The sequence below is a fragment of the Kitasatospora sp. NPDC114501 genome (assembly GCF_055633695.1).
This window is the reverse complement of sequence record NZ_JBVKDS010000013.1, coordinates 264,799-283,651: the sequence shown is the minus strand read 5'-3', so window position 1 is coordinate 283,651 and position 18,853 is coordinate 264,799. Positions and strand designations below refer to the sequence as shown.

At 73.3% G+C, this 18,853-nt stretch carries 16 protein-coding genes and 2 pseudogenes; 12 read left to right on the top strand and 6 right to left on the bottom strand.

The window, feature by feature from the left end:
- Window positions 1-142 precede the first annotated feature (142 nt).
- Window positions 143-573, bottom strand: a pseudogene (locus tag ACZ7RU_RS24960) (ABC transporter permease subunit); the annotation flags it as partial.
- 690 nt (window positions 574-1,263) lie between these two features.
- Between ACZ7RU_RS24960 and ACZ7RU_RS24955 the strand changes: the two are divergent.
- The 3 genes from ACZ7RU_RS24955 to ACZ7RU_RS24945 all read left to right on the top strand — a co-directional run bounded on the left by ACZ7RU_RS24955 (window position 1,264) and on the right by ACZ7RU_RS24945 (window position 5,034).
- Window positions 1,264-3,348 (top strand): carbohydrate binding domain-containing protein, encoded by a 2,085-nt coding sequence (locus ACZ7RU_RS24955; RefSeq protein WP_470343175.1) that lies wholly within the window; start codon window positions 1,264-1,266, stop codon window positions 3,346-3,348.
- 380 nt (window positions 3,349-3,728) lie between these two features.
- The gene (locus ACZ7RU_RS24950) at window positions 3,729-4,451 is read left to right on the top strand and encodes an LURP-one-related/scramblase family protein (protein ID WP_470343174.1); all 723 of its coding nucleotides are present in this window, start codon (window positions 3,729-3,731) and stop codon (window positions 4,449-4,451) included.
- A gap of 301 nt (window positions 4,452-4,752) precedes the next feature.
- Complete coding sequence (locus ACZ7RU_RS24945; RefSeq protein WP_470343173.1) at window positions 4,753-5,034, top strand: hypothetical protein; 282 nt, start codon at window positions 4,753-4,755, stop codon at window positions 5,032-5,034.
- On the opposite strand, the gene ACZ7RU_RS24940 is transcribed toward ACZ7RU_RS24945, so the two are convergent.
- Entirely contained in the window at window positions 4,999-5,652 is a 654-nt protein-coding gene (locus ACZ7RU_RS24940) for a TOPRIM nucleotidyl transferase/hydrolase domain-containing protein (protein WP_470343172.1), read from the bottom strand. The genes ACZ7RU_RS24945 and ACZ7RU_RS24940 overlap by 36 nt on opposite strands.
- Window positions 5,653-6,219: 567 nt before the next feature.
- On the opposite strand from ACZ7RU_RS24940, the gene ACZ7RU_RS24935 reads away from it, so the two are divergent.
- The 3 genes from ACZ7RU_RS24935 to ACZ7RU_RS24925 all read left to right on the top strand — a co-directional run bounded on the left by ACZ7RU_RS24935 (window position 6,220) and on the right by ACZ7RU_RS24925 (window position 7,885).
- On the top strand, window positions 6,220-6,660 hold the full coding sequence (locus ACZ7RU_RS24935) for a VOC family protein (RefSeq protein ID WP_470343171.1): 441 nt from the start codon (window positions 6,220-6,222) through the stop codon (window positions 6,658-6,660).
- Between the two features lie 233 nt (window positions 6,661-6,893).
- Window positions 6,894-7,388, top strand: coding sequence for a rhodanese-like domain-containing protein (locus ACZ7RU_RS24930; RefSeq protein WP_470343170.1), 495 nt, complete (start codon window positions 6,894-6,896; stop codon window positions 7,386-7,388).
- Window positions 7,382-7,885 (top strand): GNAT family N-acetyltransferase, encoded by a 504-nt coding sequence (locus ACZ7RU_RS24925; protein ID WP_470343169.1) that lies wholly within the window; start codon window positions 7,382-7,384, stop codon window positions 7,883-7,885. The genes ACZ7RU_RS24930 and ACZ7RU_RS24925 overlap by 7 nt, the downstream gene beginning before the upstream one ends.
- Before the next feature lie 54 nt (window positions 7,886-7,939).
- On the opposite strand, the gene ACZ7RU_RS24920 is transcribed toward ACZ7RU_RS24925, so the two are convergent.
- The gene (locus ACZ7RU_RS24920) at window positions 7,940-9,574 is read right to left on the bottom strand and encodes an MFS transporter (RefSeq protein ID WP_470343186.1); all 1,635 of its coding nucleotides are present in this window, start codon (window positions 9,572-9,574) and stop codon (window positions 7,940-7,942) included.
- Window positions 9,575-9,781: 207 nt separating this feature from the next.
- Between ACZ7RU_RS24920 and ACZ7RU_RS24915 the strand changes: the two genes are divergently transcribed.
- The 4 genes from ACZ7RU_RS24915 (at window position 9,782) to ACZ7RU_RS24900 (ending at window position 12,333) form a co-directional block, all read left to right on the top strand.
- A complete protein-coding gene (locus tag ACZ7RU_RS24915; protein WP_470343168.1) occupies window positions 9,782-10,774 on the top strand; it encodes an Lrp/AsnC family transcriptional regulator in 993 nt (330 codons plus the stop codon).
- 261 nt (window positions 10,775-11,035) lie between these two features.
- Complete coding sequence (locus ACZ7RU_RS24910; protein WP_470343167.1) at window positions 11,036-11,281, top strand: hypothetical protein; 246 nt, start codon at window positions 11,036-11,038, stop codon at window positions 11,279-11,281.
- Window positions 11,282-11,514: 233 nt separating this feature from the next.
- A complete protein-coding gene (locus tag ACZ7RU_RS24905; RefSeq protein ID WP_470343166.1) occupies window positions 11,515-11,916 on the top strand; it encodes an SsgA family sporulation/cell division regulator in 402 nt (133 codons plus the stop codon).
- Window positions 11,917-12,036: 120 nt separating this feature from the next.
- Window positions 12,037-12,333 (top strand): hypothetical protein, encoded by a 297-nt coding sequence (locus tag ACZ7RU_RS24900; RefSeq protein WP_470343165.1) that lies wholly within the window; start codon window positions 12,037-12,039, stop codon window positions 12,331-12,333.
- 67 nt (window positions 12,334-12,400) lie between these two features.
- Here the strand turns inward: ACZ7RU_RS24900 and ACZ7RU_RS24895 are convergent, their stop codons facing one another.
- Window positions 12,401-13,384, bottom strand: coding sequence for an aldo/keto reductase (locus tag ACZ7RU_RS24895; RefSeq protein ID WP_470343164.1), 984 nt, complete (start codon window positions 13,382-13,384; stop codon window positions 12,401-12,403).
- A 211-nt stretch (window positions 13,385-13,595) separates the two neighbouring features.
- Here ACZ7RU_RS24895 and ACZ7RU_RS24890 point away from each other — a divergent pair, with 211 nt between their 5' ends.
- On the top strand, window positions 13,596-14,939 hold the full coding sequence (locus ACZ7RU_RS24890; RefSeq protein ID WP_470343163.1) for a cryptochrome/photolyase family protein: 1,344 nt from the start codon (window positions 13,596-13,598) through the stop codon (window positions 14,937-14,939).
- A 137-nt stretch (window positions 14,940-15,076) separates the two neighbouring features.
- Here ACZ7RU_RS24890 and ACZ7RU_RS24885 read toward each other — a convergent pair whose 3' ends face one another.
- Complete coding sequence (locus tag ACZ7RU_RS24885; protein ID WP_470343162.1) at window positions 15,077-17,137, bottom strand: phosphocholine-specific phospholipase C; 2,061 nt, start codon at window positions 17,135-17,137, stop codon at window positions 15,077-15,079.
- Window positions 17,138-17,365: 228 nt separating this feature from the next.
- Entirely contained in the window at window positions 17,366-18,085 is a 720-nt protein-coding gene (locus ACZ7RU_RS24880; RefSeq protein WP_470343161.1) for a hypothetical protein, read from the bottom strand.
- Here ACZ7RU_RS24880 and ACZ7RU_RS24875 point away from each other — a divergent pair.
- Window positions 18,073-18,806 (top strand): annotated as a pseudogene (locus tag ACZ7RU_RS24875) (oxidoreductase); the annotation flags it as partial. The gene ACZ7RU_RS24880 and the pseudogene ACZ7RU_RS24875 overlap by 13 nt on opposite strands.
- Window positions 18,807-18,853 lie beyond the last annotated feature (47 nt).

Below are 18,853 nucleotides of genomic sequence, written 5' to 3'. Positions count from 1 at the left end.
CCGCGTCCCGCCACCAGCCTCTGGACGCGCTGACGTTCGCCTCGTGAGCGGTGTCGGCGGCAGGCCGGGAGGTGTCGGCCAGGTTCTGGGTCATGATCGGATTCCTCGCGGTCTCGGAGGTGGTGGCGGGATGACGGCGGGACTACTTGACGGCGCCGGCGGTCTGGCCGGCGACGCGGTTGCGCTGGACCAGCACGAAGACGGCGGCTGCCGGAAGGGCGATGAGGACCGAGGCGGGAGACACCATCGACCAGTTCTGCGAGTACTGGTTGACGAAGGTCTGCAGACCGCCGGCGAGGGTCATCCGGTCCAGTCCGGTCATGAACTGGGAGGCGTAGGCGACCTCGCCCCAGGCCGTGATGAAGGAGTAGAACGCGGTGACGGCCGGCCCCGGTCGTGCGAGCGGCAGGATCAGGCGCCAGAGAAGGTGTCGAAGGGGTTGAGGCCGTCGATGCGGCCGGCCTCGTCGATCTCGGTGGAGATGGTGTCGAAGTAGCCCTTCATGGTCCAGGCGCAGAACGGCACCGAGATGGTCATGTAGGTGAGGATCAGGCCGACCGGCTGGTTGAGCAGGTGGAACGTTTGCCGCCGCCGCTGCTACAGGCCGCAGTCGAAACTGCCAGCGCCACGACGAGAGCCGAGGCTGCGATGCCACGCCGCATGTGGAGCTCCTAGGTGGTTGGACCGGGCGGAAGGCCCGGGCGGAACTGCGGAGGCGGGAGGGGAGCGGCGAACGCGTGCCCTGCTCGCTCCTGCCGGGCGTGCCGCCGCGAGGTCGGCGACTTCCGGTGCCGTTCCGGCCGTGTCGTTGGATCGCCAGCGACCGTACCCGGGCACACCCGGCCATGGAAGGTGTTTTCTGAAAGTTTCAGCAAGTGGCGTTCGCCGCGCCTCGGGCTTATGTATCAACTGGACCTTGAAATACCAGCTCTGACGGTCCATCCGATGCCCGATCCAGGCCGCCGCGACGTGCGGGTGACTCGGTTCGACGGACCGTCCGCCCCCGGGGCCGACTCGCCGGGCGTTCCCGCGACGCGCACCGAGGGACTCGACATCGATCCTTCAATTGCCTTGAACACCGGAGAAGTTGATGGCGAACACGGGATTGACGGCCGCTGCGATCACTCTTAGGGTTCGACCGGCTGAAAGGTTTCTGAAAGTTTTCAGCTGTGTTTCATCCGGTTCACACCGGATGCTCGCCCGCCCCCTTCCGGTTCCCGCGTACCCCGGCGTCGGGACCCACCCCCACCCGAAGGAGAGCACATGACTACGGTCCGGTTGGCTGCCGCCGCGAGGCGGCGGACGAAGCGCCGCACGGTCGCGGCACTGGCCGGGTTCGGCCTGGCCCTGGGTCTGGCCACCACCCTGGCGGCTCCCGCCCAGCCGGCGGCCGCCGCACCGACGGGCCCGAACGGCAAGAAGGTCACCGCCGTTCTGTTCGAGTGGAACTTCGACTCGATCGCCCGGGAGTGCACCCGCACGCTCGGCCCCAAGGGCTACGGCTTCGTCCAGGTGTCCCCGCCCCAGGAACGCATCAAGGGCGGCGCCTGGTGGGCCGGCTACCAGCCGGTGAGCTACCGGATCGCCGGCCCGCTCGGAGACCGCACGGCCTTCCGGCAGATGGTGGACGCCTGCCACTCCGCGGGCGTCGACGTCATCGTCGACACGGTCGTCAACCACATGACCTCGGGGTCGGGCACCGGCACCGGCGGTACCCAGTACAGCAAGTACGACTACCCCGGGCTCTACCAGGACCAGGACTTTCACGGCTGCCGCCGCCCGATCGGCAACAACTACGCCGACCGGTACAACATCCAGGAGTGCGAGCTCGGGGACACCGGCAACCCCTCCCTGGCAGACCTGAACACCGGCAGCGACTACGTCCGCAGCCGGATCGCCGGCTACATGAACGACCTGATCTCGCTGGGCGCCGACGGCTTCCGCATGGACGCCGTCAAGCACGTCGCGACCACCGACCTCTCGGCCATCCGCGCCAAACTCACCAAGCCGGACGTCTACTGGGTGCAGGAGGCCGTCCACGGCGCCAACGAGGCCGTCTCCCCCGCCGAGTACCTCGCCACCGGCGACGTGCAGGAGTTCCGCTACACCACCGACCTGAAGCGGATCTTCACCACCGACAAGCTCTCCTACCTGAAGAACTTCGGCGAGGCCTGGGGCTACATGCCCTCCGCGAAGTCCGGCGTGATGGTCACCAACCACGACACCGAACGCAACGGCTCCGGCCTCGGCTACAAGGACGGCGCCGCCTACACCCTCGCCCAGGTCTTCATGCTGGCCCACCCCTACGGCACCCCGTCCGTGCACTCCGGCTACGAGTTCTCCGACCGGGACGCCGGAGCCCCCAACGGCGGAACCGTCAACTCGTGCTACAGCGACGGCTGGAAGTGCCAGCACGCCTGGCCGCAGATCGCGAACATGGTCGCCTTCCGCAACGCCGCCGGGGACACCCCGGTCACCGACTGGTGGGACGACGGCGACAACGCCATCGGCTTCGGGCGCGGGGACAAGGCCTACGTCGCCCTCAACCGGGGCGGCGGAGCGATCACCCGGACGTTCCAGACCTCGCTGCCGCCCGGCACCTACTGCGACGTGCAGCACGGTGACCCGACCTCGACCAGCGGCTGCACCGGCACCACCTACACCGTCGACAGCAGCGGCAAGTTCACCGCCACCGTCGGCTCCAACGACGCCGTCGCCCTCCACGTCGGCGCACGGGTCACCCCGAAGCCCGGTGACAACACCGCCACCGTCTACTACAGCACCGACCGGAACTGGACCGCCTACGACATCCACTACCGCGCCGACAAGGGCAGTTGGACCACCGCGCCCGGTGTCGCCATGGACGCCGCCTGCGCCGGCTGGGTGAAGAAGACCATCGCCCTCGGCTCCGCCACCACCCTCACGGCCGCCTTCAACGACGGTTCCGGGACCTGGGACAACAACAACGGCGTCAACTACACGCTCGGCACCGGCAACACCACCGTCAGGGCCGGCGTCATCGCGCCCGGCGACCCCTGTGGCGGACAGCAGACCGTCTCCGGTGCCTCGTTCGCCGTGACCGCCACCACCGTGCCCGGCCAGAACGTCTACGTCGTCGGAAGTCTCGCAGGCCTCGGCAACTGGGCCCCGTCGGGCGGCGTCAAGCTGGACCCGGCCGCCTACCCGGTCTGGAAGCTCGACCTGGACCTGCCCGCCGGCACCTCGTTCGAGTACAAGTACCTCCGCAAGGACACCGCCGGCAACGTCACCTGGGAGTCCGGCGCCAACCGCACCGCGACCGTCCCCGCCAACGGCAGGATCACCCTGTCGGACACCTGGCGGAACTGATCCACCACGAGAACCGGGCCCGCCGTCGCCGGACGGCGGGCCCGGTTCTCGCTTCCGGCCGGGCCCAAGGCGTGTCTGACACCGCTCAGCCAGGAGGATCCGCTCCCCCGGGCCCGGAAGGCGTTGACGGCGCCGGCGACGAGTGGCGTGCGGTGGCCGTCCGCCACCCCCGCCGAGAAGTACCGGTCGAGGCAGGCCCTGACCGGCGCGTGATCAAGCGATGTGACGTCGGACACATCCGTTCCATCCGCAGAGAAGCGGCCGCCGTTCGCAACACCCCCACGTGCAGGCCGAATTCGCGGATCGCAGTCCCGGACGGGCCCGGCGGCCGTCGAAAACGATCTGGCTCCCCGCGGACGGTTGGGCCTAGCCTGCCCGCCATGTCCCAGAACACGAACACCCCCGGTTTCCCCGGGCAGCCGGCCGCTCCGGTCGGCGGCGCCGCCGACGTGCAGTACCAGGTGCAGCACCAGGCGGGCGTCGGCCCCGTCCACGGTGGCGGCGGCACCCTCTTCTCCGAACCCGTCCTGGTGGTGAACCAGAAGGCCAAGCTGATCGAGCTGACCAACGAGTACGCGGTCTTCGACCAGCGGGGCGCCACGCTGGGCTCGGTGGTCCAGGTCGGCCAGAGCGGTCTGCGCAAGCTGGTACGGCTGCTCTTCTCCATCGACCAGTACCTGACCCACAAGCTGGAGATCCGTGACGCGCAGGGCACTCCGGTGCTGCTGCTGACCCGCCCGGCGAAGCTCATCAAGTCGCGGGTGATCGTGCAGCGTCCGAACGGCCAGGAGGTCGGCCAGATCATCCAGCAGAACGCCATCGGGAAGATCAATTTCGCGCTGGAGGTCGGCGGTCAGAAGATCGGCGCCATCAAGGCCGAGAACTGGCGGGCCTGGAACTTCTCCATCGTGGACGGGACGGACACCGAGGTCGCCCGGATCACCAAGACCTGGGAAGGCCTGGCGAAGACGATGTTCACCACGGCCGACAACTACGTGCTCCAGATCCACCGCCCGCTCCCCGACCCGCTGCTCAGCCTCGTCCTGGCGACCGCGCTCACCGTGGACACCGCGCTGAAGCAGGACGCCCGCGGCTTCGGATAACCACGAACCGTACGTCGCCCAGCGGCAGTCGGGCCGGCCCTGCCACCACCTGGTGGCGAGGCCGTGCCAGGGCACCCGGGGTGTCCGGGCCGGCGGTGTGCACTTCCACTCGACAGCACGGCCGGCGCGGCCGGCCGGTACCGGGGCGGTGGGCGTCCTGGCCTGGCAGTGGGACAGGGAACCGCCGGCGTTCGAGGCCTCCGAGGCCTGGCCCGACTGGTGCGGCCCCGGCGATCAGACACCGGAACTCCTCCAAGCCCCATACGAGTCGCGCAGGCCGGCCGGGCGCTTCGGCCCACACGTGACGCACTTCCCCAGCACCGGCACCAGGGGCCCGGAGCAGCGGCTCAGGCTCGCCGCGAAGCTGCCCGCCGTACGGCCGGCCGTCGACCTCGTCGCCGCCGAACCGCGCGGGCGGTTCCCCCAGGCGACCGTGGAGCAGGCCCTCACCGTCGCGCTGCTCGCCGCGGGCCTCACCCACGGGGTCCCACCCGCCGAACGGGAGCAGCTCACCGCCCGCCTGACGCCCACCCCCGCCGCCCAGGTCCTACAGCCGATGTCCGCCGCCGTCGCGCGGCGGTAGCGACAGGTGCAGGAGCAGGCCCTGGAGGGGCGCGGGGACCCGGTCGAGGTCGAGGGCCTCGGTCAGGAGGCGGCCGTAGCGGATCTTGCGTCCCTTCTTCGTGCCGAGGAAGCGTCGCATCCGCTGGTGCGGCGTACGGTCCTGCTGGGCGGGCTGACGCACGAAGATCCGCCAGGCCGGGAGATCGCCCTCTGCCCGGACGATCTCCTCGACCCGTGGCACGCCCAGCACCCGGATGAGCTCGTCCTCCAGGTCCGCCGCACACACGAAGAACCCGTCACCCGGCGCACCGGCCCGTTCGAGTCCGCGCTCGTACCAGCCCTGTTCGCGCTCGTCGCACAGCCCGGCGAGGCGCAGGCCCAACCCCTGTGGTCCGAGCAGGCCGACGAACCGGCCGACACTCATCGCCCCGCCCATCGGGATGACGCACACCCCCTCGGCGGCCAGGTCCCGACCGTGGCGTGCCGCCAGCGTCTCGACGGCCGCGAGGTCGCTCGGCCCTTCCAGCAGCACCGCCGTCCGTACCCGCAGCCGCTCGGCCAGCTCACCCGCCGGCCCGCCGTCCTCCCCCGCTGCCCAGCCGATGACCGCGTCCCGGAACGCCTGCATGTCCGCCATGGGACGATTCTGCTCCGGTCCGGGCCGCCCCTGCGCGGGATTTTCACCGTCCGCCCGGTGAGGCGGACCACGCGCCGCAAGGGCGGTTCGTCCTCCGGATGCGGCTCGGTGCACACGGGCCGGGGCTCGTCGGCCGGCCACAGCAGTGGGCCGCCGATCGAGCAGCCCGGCCGACGAACGACCCACGCGCGCTCTACGGAGTGGAAAGTCGGACCAGCCGACTTCCCACTCCCCCGGCCCCAGCCCTACCCGAGGCAGGGCGCCGGTGCCCTCGTACGCGGCGAGCATCTGCGCCCCGGTGGCCGCGTCGAACGGGGGCGCCTGCCCGACGAGGTCGAGGGTCCTGAACAGCTCGACGTGGATGAGGCCCCGTCTGCCCGTCCCCTCGCCGTCCCGCCGCGCGCGCCCGAGTCCGACCGCTCGCGGCGGCACCGCCGGGCGAGTATGGAAGAGCCGGGAGGTTCGCCGGCTCCCGGCGGGCCGCGGACGTCGAGAACGCGTCACCGGCTCCGTCCCCGGGACGTCAGCGGCCACCACGGCCGCGCGAGGAGAAGCGGAGGAATCGGCATGGCGATTCAGCGGATGGACAACGTCGGCATCGTGGTCGAGGACCTGGACGCCGCCGTCGCGTTCTTCGAAGAACTCGGCATGGAGGTGGACGGCAGGGCAGAGGTCGAGGGCCCCTTCGCCGACCGGTGCACCGGACTCGACGGCGTCCGCTGCGACATCGCGATGCTCCGGACCCCGGACGGCCACAGCCGACTGGAGCTGGCGAGGTACCGCAGCCCCGCACTGGTCGACGCCGGACCGCGCAACCGGCCGCACAACGTCCTCGGCACCCACCGCGTCATGTTCGCCGTCGACGACATCGAGGACACCGTCGCCCGCCTGCGCCCCCACGGCGCCGAACTCCTCGGCGGCATCGCCCGGTTCGAGGACAGCTACCTGCTCTGCTACCTCCGGGGCCCGGCGGGGATCATCGTCGGACTGGCCGAGCAACTGCGCTGAGAGGCGGGCACCGGATCGGGCGGCCCGGCGCGGCCGGCGCCGCGACGTTCACCGTCGCCTCCGCACCGGCCCCCGCCGTGGCCGGCCCCCTTGGCGGAATCTTGGCGACCAATGGCATTCACGCCACTCGTGGGACGGGCCCAGGCACCGGAGGATGGAGCCGTCGCCGACCGGGGGAAAGCCCCCAGCGGCGCACCGGAACCGTCCCGACCAGCAAGAACACGAGGTACCCCGTGCCCGCCACTGCTTCCGCCGACACCGCCGAGACCACTGGCGCCGTCCTGAGCGTGCCCGCCGCCACCCCGGCCGAGGCCGCCGCACACTTTGCCGCCCGTCTCGCCTTCGAAGCGGACGTCTCCGACGTCCACGCCGATCTGAAGTCCGGCGCACCCGGCATCGTGGTGGTCGACACCCGCAGCGACGTCGCCTGGGACCAGGGACACATCCCCGGTGCCCTCCACATCCCCACCGCGCAGATCGCCGACCTCGCTCCGCGGCTGATCGACCCGGCCCGGACCGTCGTCACCTACTGCTGGGGCCCCGGCTGCAACGGAGCGACCCGTGCGGCGCTGGCCTTCGCCCGCCTCGGCTACCAGGTCAAGGAGATGCTCGGCGGCTTCGAGTACTGGGCACGCGAGGGCTTCGCCTACGACTCGGCCGCCGGCACCGAGCAGCGCCCCGTCGACGACCTGACCGCCCCGCGGTCGGGCATCTCCTGCGCGTGCTGAGCGACGCGGCGCGGCCGGGCGGCACGATCCGCCCGGCCACCCCGGCCGACCTGCCGGCGATAGCCCGCCTGTGCGCCCTCCACGCCGCCTTCGAGCGCGCCGAACCCGTGGCCGCCGACCTCGCCACCCGGCTGGAGAGCGTGATGTTCTCGGCACATCCGAGAGCATGGTGCCTCGTCGTCGACCACGGGGGTGAGCTGACCGGCTACGCGACCTGTTCCCAGGAGTTCTCCACCTGGCAGGCAGCCGACCATGTCCACCTGGACTGTCTGTTCATCACCGAACCGCACCGAGGAGAGGGTTGGGGGCGCGCCCTGCTCAACGCGGTGCGGGAAGCGGCGGCAGCCCGCGGCGCCACGCAGGTCCAGTGGCAGACGCCCGACTGGAACACCGACGCCATCCGCTTCTACCACCGCGCCGGGGCCCGGGCCCGGCCCAAGGTCAGGTTCTCGCTCCCCACCCGCGCAGGAGCCGATGGACTCCCCGGGCCCGCGTGAACCGCGGTGGCGCCCCGGAAGCCGAGCCACCCCGGGCACGCCCCCTCACGGGTGTCACGGTGTGCGGCGCGCCCCCGGAGCGGGCGCGCCGCCGATGGCGGCGGGGGCGGGAGCAGCGGCGGTTCGCGGCCCCGCGGCCGTGTCACCGGCGGCGGACGTGAGCCCGCCGGCGGAAGGAAGCCCGGCAGCAGACGGGAGCCCGGCCGCGGAGCGCCCGCCCGCCGCAGCCGGGCGCAGGAGGACGGCGCAGACGAGCGCCGCCAGCAGGGCCAGCGAGGCCGACACGATCAGGCAGAGCCGGAGACCGTCCAGGAAGGAGCCGCCCAGCGCTGCGAGGGCCGGTTCGGTCGCGGCCCCCAGGTCGAGCCCGGCCACCGCGCCGAGCCCCTGGTCCCGGGCGACGGCCAGGACACGGCCGCCGGCCTCCGTCGGCACCGCGGCGTCGGCGAGGCGGCCGGGCAGGGCGTCGAGGGCGCGGGTGGTCAGCAGGGCTCCGAGCACGGCGGGGCCGAGGGCCCCGCCGACCTGGCGGAAGGCGTTGTTGCCCGCGGCGGCCATACCGGCCAGGTGGTGCGGTACGGAGGAGACGGCGGAGGCCGTCATCGGGGTGAGGACGGCGCCCATGCCCAGGCCGAGCAGGACCAGGCGCCAGGCGATCGACCCGTAGGACGTGCCGGCGTCGACGCCGGTCAGGGACAGCAGCGAACCCGCCATCACCACCAGCCCGGTGGTGATCATGACCCGGGCGGAGATCCGGTGCATCAGCCGTCCGACCGGGACACCGACGACGAGGGACGTCCCGGACACCAGGACCAGCCGCAGTCCGGCCTCCAGCGTGGTCAGGTGCTGCACCAGCCCGAAGTACAGGCTCAGGACGAAGAAGAAGCCGATCAGCCCCAGGAAGCTGATCATGGCGACCAGGGAGGTGGCGGCGAAGGCGGGGCTGCGGAACAGGGCCAGGTCGAGCATCGGGCTGCTGCTGCGCCGCTCCACGACGACGAACGCGACCGCAGCCACGGCGCCGAGCGCCAGCGCCGCCACCACGTGCGGCGTACCGAAGCCGTCGGCACCGCCCTCGATCACGCCGTAGACGACCGCGGTGACCGCGACGGCCGCGCTGATCTGCCCGGGCCAGTCGAGCCGACGGCCGTGCGGCGCCCTCGAGTCGGGCAGCAGGAAGGCCGCGACGACCAGCACGACCAGGGACACCGGGACGGGCAGGAGGAAGATCCAGCGCACCCCGACGTGCTCCAACAGCGATCCGGCGATCAGCGGCCCCACGGCCAGCGAGGCCAGCATGGACATCGCCCACAGGCCGATGAACCTACCCCGCTCCCGGTGGTCGGGGACCGCGTGGCTGATCAGGGCCAGCGTGGTGGGCAGCAGTGCCGCCGCCCCCAGGCCGGAGGCCGCCTGCCCCGCCCACAGCACCCGCACCGAGTCCGACGCCAGCGAGACGGCCGCGCCCAGGGCGCAGAACACCATGCCCGCCTGGAACACCCGCTTGCGGCCGTGGACGTCGCCCCACACCCCGGTGGTGAGGATCAGGGCGGCCATCGGCAGTACGAAGGCGTCCGACACCCAGGACAGTTGGGAGGTCGAGGCGCCCGTCGCCCGTTGGATCGCCGGCAGGCTCACCGACACGGTGGTCACGGGAAGATAGGCGACGAAGACGCCCAGGCAGGCCATGACGAGCGTGACGCCTCGTCCGGCTCCGGGGCGCTGCACCGTTGCGGAGTTCACGGGGTGGTTCCTTCGACTGCGGGATGCCGCTCGGGCACCGGCTGCTGTGTGGGCGCGGACCAGCCTCACCCAGACGGTCGACAAACCCACAAGCGATCCTGGCGGGCGTGCGGAAACTTCCACAGCGTCCCGCCAGTGTGTGACCATTCCTCCGTGCACGACGACCTCGACCGCAAAATCATCCACGGGCTCTACTGCGCCCCGCGTACCTCCTTCCGCCGCCTCGGCGAGATCATCGGGGTCTCGGAACAGACCGTGGCCCGCCGCTACAACGCGCTGCGCCGCGCCGGGGTCATGCGCGTCGTCGGGCTGAGCAACCCGACCGCCCACGGACGGGCGGACTGGATCGCACGCCTGCGGTGCCGCCCGGACGCCGCCGGGCCCGTGGCCGAATCGCTCGCCCGCAGGCCCGAGGTCGGCTACGCCAGCATCGCCTCCGGCGGGTCGGAGATCATCTGCACCATCCGCTCGGCCGACGGCACCGGACGCGACGACGTCCTGCTGCGGCAACTCCCGAAAGCCGCCTCGATCCTCGACATGAGCGTGGACCTCCTCATCCACCCCTTCCGCCCCCCGGGCACGGTCGGCTGGGCCGGCGGCCAACGGTCCCTCACCGACGAGCAGGTCCGACAGCTGGCGGCACAGCGCCCCGCACCCGCCGGGCCGCCGCTCGCCCCGACCGACGAGGACCGCCCCCTCTTCGACGCCCTGGCGGAGGACGGGCGCGCCTCCCACACCCACCTGGCGCAGGCCACCGGCTGGTCCACGGCCCGCGTCGCCCGCCGGCTGGAGGCCCTGGAAGCCACCGGCTCCCTCACCTACGGCATCGACATCCTGCCCGAACGCCTCGGCTACGAACTCAACGCCGTCCTCTGGCTCCAGGTCCACCTGCCCGAACTCCACCGGATCGGCGAGGAACTCGCCCGGCACGACGAATGCGCCTTCGTCTCGGCCACCAGCGGCACGCACAACCTCATGGCCGTCGTCATCTGCGAGGACACCCCCGCCTTCTACCGCTACCTCAGCGGCCGCCTGGCCGGCGTCGACGGCATCAGGGGCTACGAGATCAGCGTCCGCGCACACCGCCTCAAGCAGTCCGTCTCCCTCATCCACCACGGACGGCTGGTCCACCCCACGGCGGGCTGACGCGACCGCGCCGCCCGCCACCGCACCGGGCGGGGCCGGGCCGGGCCGGGCCGAAAAGGCGCCGCCGTCGGACGGCGTCCGGCGGCGGGGTCTGCGGCCCGGGGTTACGGTCGAAAGGCCGTCGACGGCCGGCCGCCGGAACCGGCGCCGCGCCGCGGCCGCGCCGTCGGCCTCGTCCAACCGGTTCACGACCGGGCATCCGGGGCAGCCGCACGGTGTCCCATCCGCCGCAGTCCAGGACCCGGAAAGGGGAACGAGCCCATGACCAAACCCGACGACCACGGAACGCGGCCGGACGAACCGGCGCAGGAGCGGTCCGCCGAGGAGCGCGCGATCACGGCCCCGACCCCAAGCGACGTCCGGGCGAAGGCCGAGGGCCGGGTCGGAGCCCGGGAGCGGTCCGCGGAGGAGCGCTCCATCACCGCCCCCACCCCGGCCGACGTGCGGAGGAAGGCGGAGGACGACGAGGAGCCCGAGCCGCCCGCGGCCGACGCCGTGGCACCCTGAGGCGGCTTCCGAGACCCCCGCGGTCACCGGCTGACTCCCGAAAGCCCCGTCCCGGCGACCGCAGCCGGGGCGGGGCTCCGGCGTCCCGGCGGGCCGTACCCGGCGAAGCGGCGCGATTCCGCGCCCCCCGCCGGGAATGCACCCCGGACGGGCGGGTAACCGAGCGCTGTCGTCACCGGCCTCCGGCGCCGCTGTCATACTGCGGCGCCACCGTCAGAATGGGAGTTCGCCGCATGACCGTCGCCACCTCCTGGTCGACCGCCGTCACCCTGCCCGAGGGACCGTACCCCGACGTGGCCGTCGAGGCGGAGCTGCGCTTCGACAGCGCCTCGCCGTACGCGGTGTGCCTGGCCTTCCCACCGCTCGGCGACGACGACCGCGCGCAGTGGACCTTCGCGCGCGACCTGCTCGACGAAGGCCGCCACGGCCCGGCCGGCTGCGGGGACGTGACCGTCGCGCCCGGACCGGAGGACCGCGTGCTGATCACCCTGCGCTCCCCTTCCGCACGGGCCGTCATCAGCGTCCCCGCGGCCGTCGTGACGGCGTTCCTGCTCGACTCCTTCCGGCTGGTCCCGGCCGGCACCGAGACGGAGCACCTGGACGTCGACGCGGCGCTCGCCCGGCTGCTCGCCTGACCCGCCGCCGTCCGGGCGGGGCATGCCCCCCGGCGGGCGGGGTAGGCGGGCGTCACCGGCGGGCCCGACCCGCTCCCCCGGGGAACGGGCCCGCCGCCGGATCCAGGAAAGGAGAAGACCATGGCCACCCAACCGCTCCCGGCCACAGCCGACGGCCCCTCCCTGCTCGCCGTCGCGGTGCCCGCCCTGGCCATCGCCGTGCTGCTCATCGGCGCGTTCGCCTGGGGCAGCCACCACCTGAACCGCCGGCGGCCGAAACCGCCCAGGGGCGCCCCCGCCGCCCGCGCCGACTCCTGGAGCACTCCCGGCGGGGACGGTCCGCCGCCTTCCCGCCCCGAGCGCGGCGACCACGGGACCCACCGCCGCCCGGCGCAGCGGGGGTCACACCGCGCGGAGCCGCCCCGGCGCTCGTCGTGAGGGCCGGGGTTGTCCGTGCGATCCCCGGTTCACCGTGAGGGCCGCGCCCGGTGCCGGCGGCCGGCCGTCACCAGCGGGCGTGCACCTGCGGCCGGATCCGCCGGTCGTACAGCTCGCGCACGGCGTCCAGGGTGGCCGGCGGCAGGGCCGGCAGCTCCGCGGCGGCCGCGTTGGCCCGGGCCTGCGCCACGTTGCGGGCGCCGGGGATCACCGTCGTCACCCCCGGTTGCTGGGTGATCCACCGCAGCGCCGTCTGCGCCGCGCTCGCGCCCTCGGGTGCGAGCGCGGCGAACTCCACCGCCGCCTCGACGCCCGTCGCGAAGTCCACCCCGGAGAAGGTCTCGCCCTGGTCGAAGGACTCGCCGTGGCGGTTGTAGCTGCGGTGGTCGTCGGGGGCGAAGACGGTGTGCTCGTCGTACCGGCCGGACAGCAGGCCCGAGGCCAGCGGCACCCGGGCGAGGATCCCCACTCCGGCCGCCTCGGCCGCGGGCAGCACCCGCTCCAGCGGCTTGAGCCGGAAGGCGTTCAGGATGATCTGCACGCTCGCGACGTTCGGGCGGGCGATCGCGGCCAGCGCCTCGTCGCAGGTCTCCACGCTCACCCCGTAGGCGGCGACGCGGCCCTCCTCGACCAGGGTGTCCAGGGCGTCGAACACCTCGTCCGAGGAGTAGACGGGCGTCGGCGGGCAGTGCAGCTGCACCAGGTCGAGCCGCTCCACCCCCAGGTTGTCCCGTGAACGATCGGCCCAGGCACGGAAGTTGGCGAGGTTGTAGTGCTCGGGCCGCTGCTCGACCCGGCGGCCGAACTTGGTGGCGACGAACACCTCCGCGTCCGGACGGTCCTTCAGGAAGCGGCCGATCAGCCGCTCGCTGCGGCCGTCGCCGTACACGTCGGCGGTGTCGAAGAGGGTGACGCCGGCCTCCACCGAGGCCTCCAGCACGGCCAGGGCGTCCTCCTCCCGGACGTCCCCCCAGTCCGCGCCGAGCTGCCAGGTTCCGAGTCCGACGATCGAGACGGGACGGCCGGTGCGGCCGAGTACACGCTGTTCCATGGGATGAGCCTCTCACGCGGCGGTCCCGCGGGCGGCACGCGGCGGTTCCTGCGGGCGGCACGTCCCGCCGACGCCGGGTCATGTGCCCGCCGGCCGGGGCCCGCGCGGTACCTTCGGTCCCGGCCGCCGGTCCGATCCGGGTCGCGGGCGGCTCCGAACACCGGGGCAGGACTGTCCGGACCCCGACGGCACCACCTGCGAGGCTCCACCCGTGACCGTATCGATCGCCCTGTTCACCCAGGACCTGCGGCTGCACGACAACCCCGTGCTGCACGCCGCCCGGTCCGCGGCCGACCGGGTCGTCCCCCTGTTCGTCCTGGATCCCGCCGTCGAGGGCGCGGGGTTCGCCGCGCCCAACCGGCGGGCGTTCCTCGCCGACTGCCTCGCCGACCTGGACGCCTCACTGCGCCGGATCGGCTCCCGGCTGGTCGTGCGCCGCGGCGAGCCCGCCGAGCAGACGGCCGGGGTGGCCGCCGAGGCCGGGGCCGCCACCGTGCACGTCGCCGCGGGTGTCAGCGCCTTCGCGCAGCGGCGCGAGGAGCGGCTGCGCCAGGTGTTCGGCGACCGCCTGCACGTCCACGACGCCTCGCTGACGGTCGTCCCGGCGGGCCGGATCACCCCGTCCGGCCGGGACCACTACGCGGTCTTCACCCCGTACCACCGCGCCTGGCAGCAGGTGCCGCGCCGTACGGTGCTGGGCGCGCCCCGGAAGCTCGACACCCCGAGCGGCCTCGGCGGCGAGAGCCTGCCGCCCACCGGGCCGCCGTCACCCACCGGGCCGCTGTCGCCCGCACTGCCGCCCGGGGGCGAGACCGCGGCCAGGGAGCGGTGGCGGCGCTGGGACGTCAGCACCTACGAGGACGTGCACGACGACCTCGCCGCCGACGCCACCTCCCGGCTCTCCCCGTACCTCCACTTCGGCTGCCTGTCCCCCACCGAACTCGTCGAGCGCGCCCTGCGGCACGACGACGAGGGGGCCCGGGCCTTCGTCCGGCAGCTCGCCTGGCGCGACTTCCACCACCAGGTCCTCGCCGCCCGCCCGGACGCCGCACACCGCGACTACCGGCCCCGGGACGACCACTGGCACCGCGACGAGCGCGAAGCCGAGGCCTGGCGACAGGGCCGCACCGGCTACCCGATCGTCGACGCCGGAATGCGCCAGCTCGCCGAGGAGGGCTGGATGCACAACCGGGCCCGCCTGCTGACGGCGGGCTTCCTCGCCAAGTGCCTGTACCTGGACTGGCGGATCGGCGCCGCCCACTTCCTGTCGCTGCTGGTGGACGGCGACGTGGCCGACAACCAGCTCAACTGGCAGTGGGTCGCGGGCACCGGCACCGACACCCGTCCCAACCGGGTGCTCAACCCGCTGCGCCAGGCCGAACGGTACGACCCGGACGGCGCGTACGTGCGCCGGTGGGTGCCCGAACTGGCCCATCTGCCCGGGCCGGCCGTCCATCGCCCCTGGCGGCTCGACCCCGCCCCCGACTACCCGGCACCGCTCATCGCCCCGGACGCCCTCGCCTCCCGCTTCCGCCACGCCCGCGGCCTGGACTGAGCCCGCGGGCCCTCGCCTGAGACCGGCGGCTCCCCGGGGGGGCGCACCGGCGACGGCCGTGGCAGGTCCCCCGCCCGGTCGCCGCCGCCCCGGGGCGCGTGGGTGCCCGGGGCGGCGGTGCGAGGGGAGGGGCGCCGTCAGTAGGTGACGATGCCCGGGTCGGAGAGGCCGGGGGCGCCGGTCTCGACGTGGCCGGCCAGGCGGCGCACGAAGTCGGCGCCCGTGCCCGCGGTGACGGTGACGTCGTACCAGCTGCGGCAGCCGCTCAGGTCGACGGTGCAGGTGACGGTCGCGCCGCGGCGGACGGTGAGGGTCTGCGGAGCGCCGCCGTAGGCGTTGGTGAGGGTGAGCACGGCGTCCGCGGTGCCCGCGTTGGTGAGGGTGAGGTCGAGGTTGCCGGTGGTCGCGTTGTGGCGCGCGGTGACCTCGGGCCCGGCGGTCTTGCCGGGGTTGCGGAAGCGGCGCAGGAAGCCGTTGGGGCCGAACACGGTCAGGTCGGTGACGCCCTTGGAGTACGTGGTGTTCCAGGCGTCCGCGATCGTCCTGCCCGCCTCGGTGGTGTACGTCCACGGGCCGTCGGTCCGGTTGGCCGAGGTCACCAGGAACTGGGCGCCCGCCGCCGCGCCCGAGCTGAAGGTGAGGCGGTACTTGCCCGTGGCGGTGTCGGCCGCACCGTCCACGGACGGCGCGTACGCCAGCGGGCGGGTGGGCCTGGCGCCCGCCTCCTGCTTCGGCATGGTGCCGGTGGCCGGCGGGGTGGGCACGTAGTCGGGGTGCCGGTTGCGGTCGGGCGGGAGGTAGCCGGCGGTGGAGGGCAGCGCCGCCGGTGCAGCGTTCGAGGCCGTGAAGTCGAAGGCGGAGGTGAGGTCGCCGCAGATGGCGCGCCGCCAGGGCGAGATGTTGGGCTCCTGGACGCCGAAGCGGCGCTCCATGAAGCGGATGATCGAGGTGTGGTCGAAGGTCTCCGAACAGCTGTAGCCGCCGGTGCTCCAAGGGGAGACGACCAGCATCGGCACCCGCTGGCCGAGCCCGTACGGCCCGGCCGCGTAGCCGATGGTGCCGCCGTAGTGGTCGGCGGTGGTCGCCACGGTGGACAGGCCCTGGGAGGCGGAGGAGGGCGGGAACGGCGGCACGACGTGGTCGAAGAAGCCGTCGTTCTCGTCGTAGGTGATGAACAGCGCCGTCCTGGCCCACACGGCGGGGTTGGAGGTCAGCGCGTCCAGCACCTGCGCGACGTACCAGGCGCCGTAGTTGGCGGGCCAGTTGGGGTGCTCGGTGAAGGCCTCGGGTGCGGCGATCCAGGAGATCTGCGGCAGTGTGCCGGCCTGTACGTCGCGCCGCAGGTGGTCGAAGAGGCCGTCGCCCGCCTTGGCGTCGGTGCCGGTGCGGGCCTTGTCGTACAGCGGGTCGCCCGGCCTGGCGTTGCGGTAGTTGTCGAAGTAGAGCAGCGAGTTGTCGCCGTAGTTCCCGCGGTACGCGTCGCCGATCCAGCCCCAGGAGCCGGCCGCGTCCAGTCCGTCGCCGACGTCCTGGTAGATCTTCCAGGAGATCCCGGCCTTCTCCAGCCGCTCGGGGTAGGTGGTCCAGGTGTAGCCGGCCTCCTGGTTGCCGAGGACCGGGCCGTTGCCGCTGACGCCGTTGCCGGTGCAACCCGTCCACATGTAGTAGCGGTTGGGGTCGGTGGAGCCGATGAACGAGCAGTGGTAGGCGTCGCAGATGGTGAACGCGTCGGCGAGCGCGTAGTGGAACGGGATGTCGTCGCGGGTCAGGTAGGCCATCGTGGTGGCCGTCTTGGCGGGCACCCACTGGTCGTACCGGCCGTTGTTGAAGGCCTTGTGGCCGCCGGCCCAGTCGTGGTTGAGGTCCTGGACGAACTGCATCCCGAGGTCGCTGATCTGCGGCCGGAACGGCAGCACCTCCCGCTTGAGGGCGTCCGTCTGGTGCCACACCGACTTGCCGCTCGGCAGGGTGACCGGGCGGGGGTCGCCGAAGCCGCGGACGCCCTTCAGCGAGCCGAAGTAGTGGTCGAAGGAACGGTTCTCCTGCATCAGCACGACGATGTGGTCGACGTCCTGGATCGTGCCGGTGGTCCCCAGCGGGGCGATCGACGCGGCTCGGGCGATGCTCTGCGACAACGACGAGAACGCGGCGGTCGCGCCCGCGAGTTGGAGGAAACGGCGGCGGTTCAGCTCGACCATGGGTGGTTGACCTCTGCATGTCAGGAGGGTGGAGGACGGCGCCCCCAAGGACAGCGCGTGCGGGGTACCGGCCGGCGGACCATTCATGACTGCCCGCCGTACGGCAGGCGAACGCCTCGAGTTGTCCGTACAGGATCCGGCAGCGGACCGGCCGGACCCGGCCGACCTGACCGGAGTCACCGACTGACCGGACAGCCGCCGGAGTGCCGCCCGGCGCCCTTTCCCGGGTCAGGAACCGGTCGCGGCGCGGACGGCGGCCGTCGACGACGGGTAGTCGTCGCGCATCGCCCGGAGATGGCGTTCCGCGGCGTCGAGGTCGCCGGCCCGACGCGCCCCGAGGGCGAGGCCCATCACGGCGAAGACCTCGCCGAAAAGGTGACCCTGCTCGGCGGCCGCGCGGCGCGCCCGCTCGTGGAGCAGCCGGGCCCGCTCCCAGTCGCCGGCGAGGAGCGCCAGGCGGCCCAGGCCCGCCAGGCAGGCGGAGGCCTCCACCGCCAGGCCGAGCTGCTCGGCGAGGCGCAGTCCGACGGTGTGGCGGGACTCCGCGTCGGCGTAGTCGCCCGCGATCTCGGCGAGCGCGGCCAGGACCGGTACGGCCTGCGACTCGCCCCAGGCGTCACCGAGTTGGTGGAAGTCGGCGGCGGCGGTGCGGCCGTCGCGGCGGGCTGCCGCCAGGTCGCCGGTGGCCAGCGCGGCCCGGGCCAGCAGGGCGCGCGAAGCGGCGGCGCCCCAGCGGTCGCCCGCGGCGGCGCAGTGGTCCAGGGCCCGGGTGCCGACGGCGTGCGCCGCGGCCGGGTCGCCCGCGTGGTGGAGGCCGTAGGCGAACAGCCACAGCGCCCGGCCGCGCCGGACGGGGTCGGCGATGTCCGCTTCGGGGCAGTCCCGCTCGGGCGGGCGGTGGCCGGTGAGCATCGCGAACGCGCCGTGCAGGAGGTGTCGCCCCGTCACCGGTACCGCTGCCCGGCACCATCGTCACCCCGTCCGGGCACCGCGAGAACGTCGTACCGCGCGAGATGACCGAGCGGGAGATCCACGCCACCGTGGCCGACTTCGCCGCCGCCGCGCGCCGGGCGGTGGACGCGGGCTCGCCGGGGTCGAGGTCCACGCCGTGAACGGGTACCTGCTCCACCAGTTCCTCTCCCGCCACACCAACCACCGCACCGACGGCTACGGCGGGTCGGTCGCCAACCGCATCCGCCTGACCGTCGAGGTGGTCCGCGCGGTCGCCGAGGTGATCGGCGCCGAACGCGTCGGGGTCCGCATCGCCCCCGGCGTCACCGCCAACGCCATGACGGAGGACGACATCGACGAGGTCTACCCCGCGCTCCTCCGCGAACTCGACGGCCTGGCCCGGGCCTACCTCCACGTCGTCTTCGCCGACCCGGACCAGCCGCTCTTCCACACCCTGCGCCAGACCTGGTCCGGCACACTGATCGCGAACCCGGCCCTGCCCTGGCCCGGCCCCCTGCCCGCCGACGGCGGCCGCGCCGCCGCCGAACACCTGCTGGACGCCGGCGCCGACCTGGTCTCCCTCGGCCGCTCCTTCCTCGCCAACCCCGACCTGGTCACCCGCCTGCGCACCGGCGCACCGCTCAACCCCATCCGCGACGCCCACCTGATGTACGTCGGCGGCGAGACCGGCTACACCGACTACCCCACCCTCGACTGACCCACCCGGCCGCACACCTGCCTGCGGCACGGATGCCACGAAGGGCT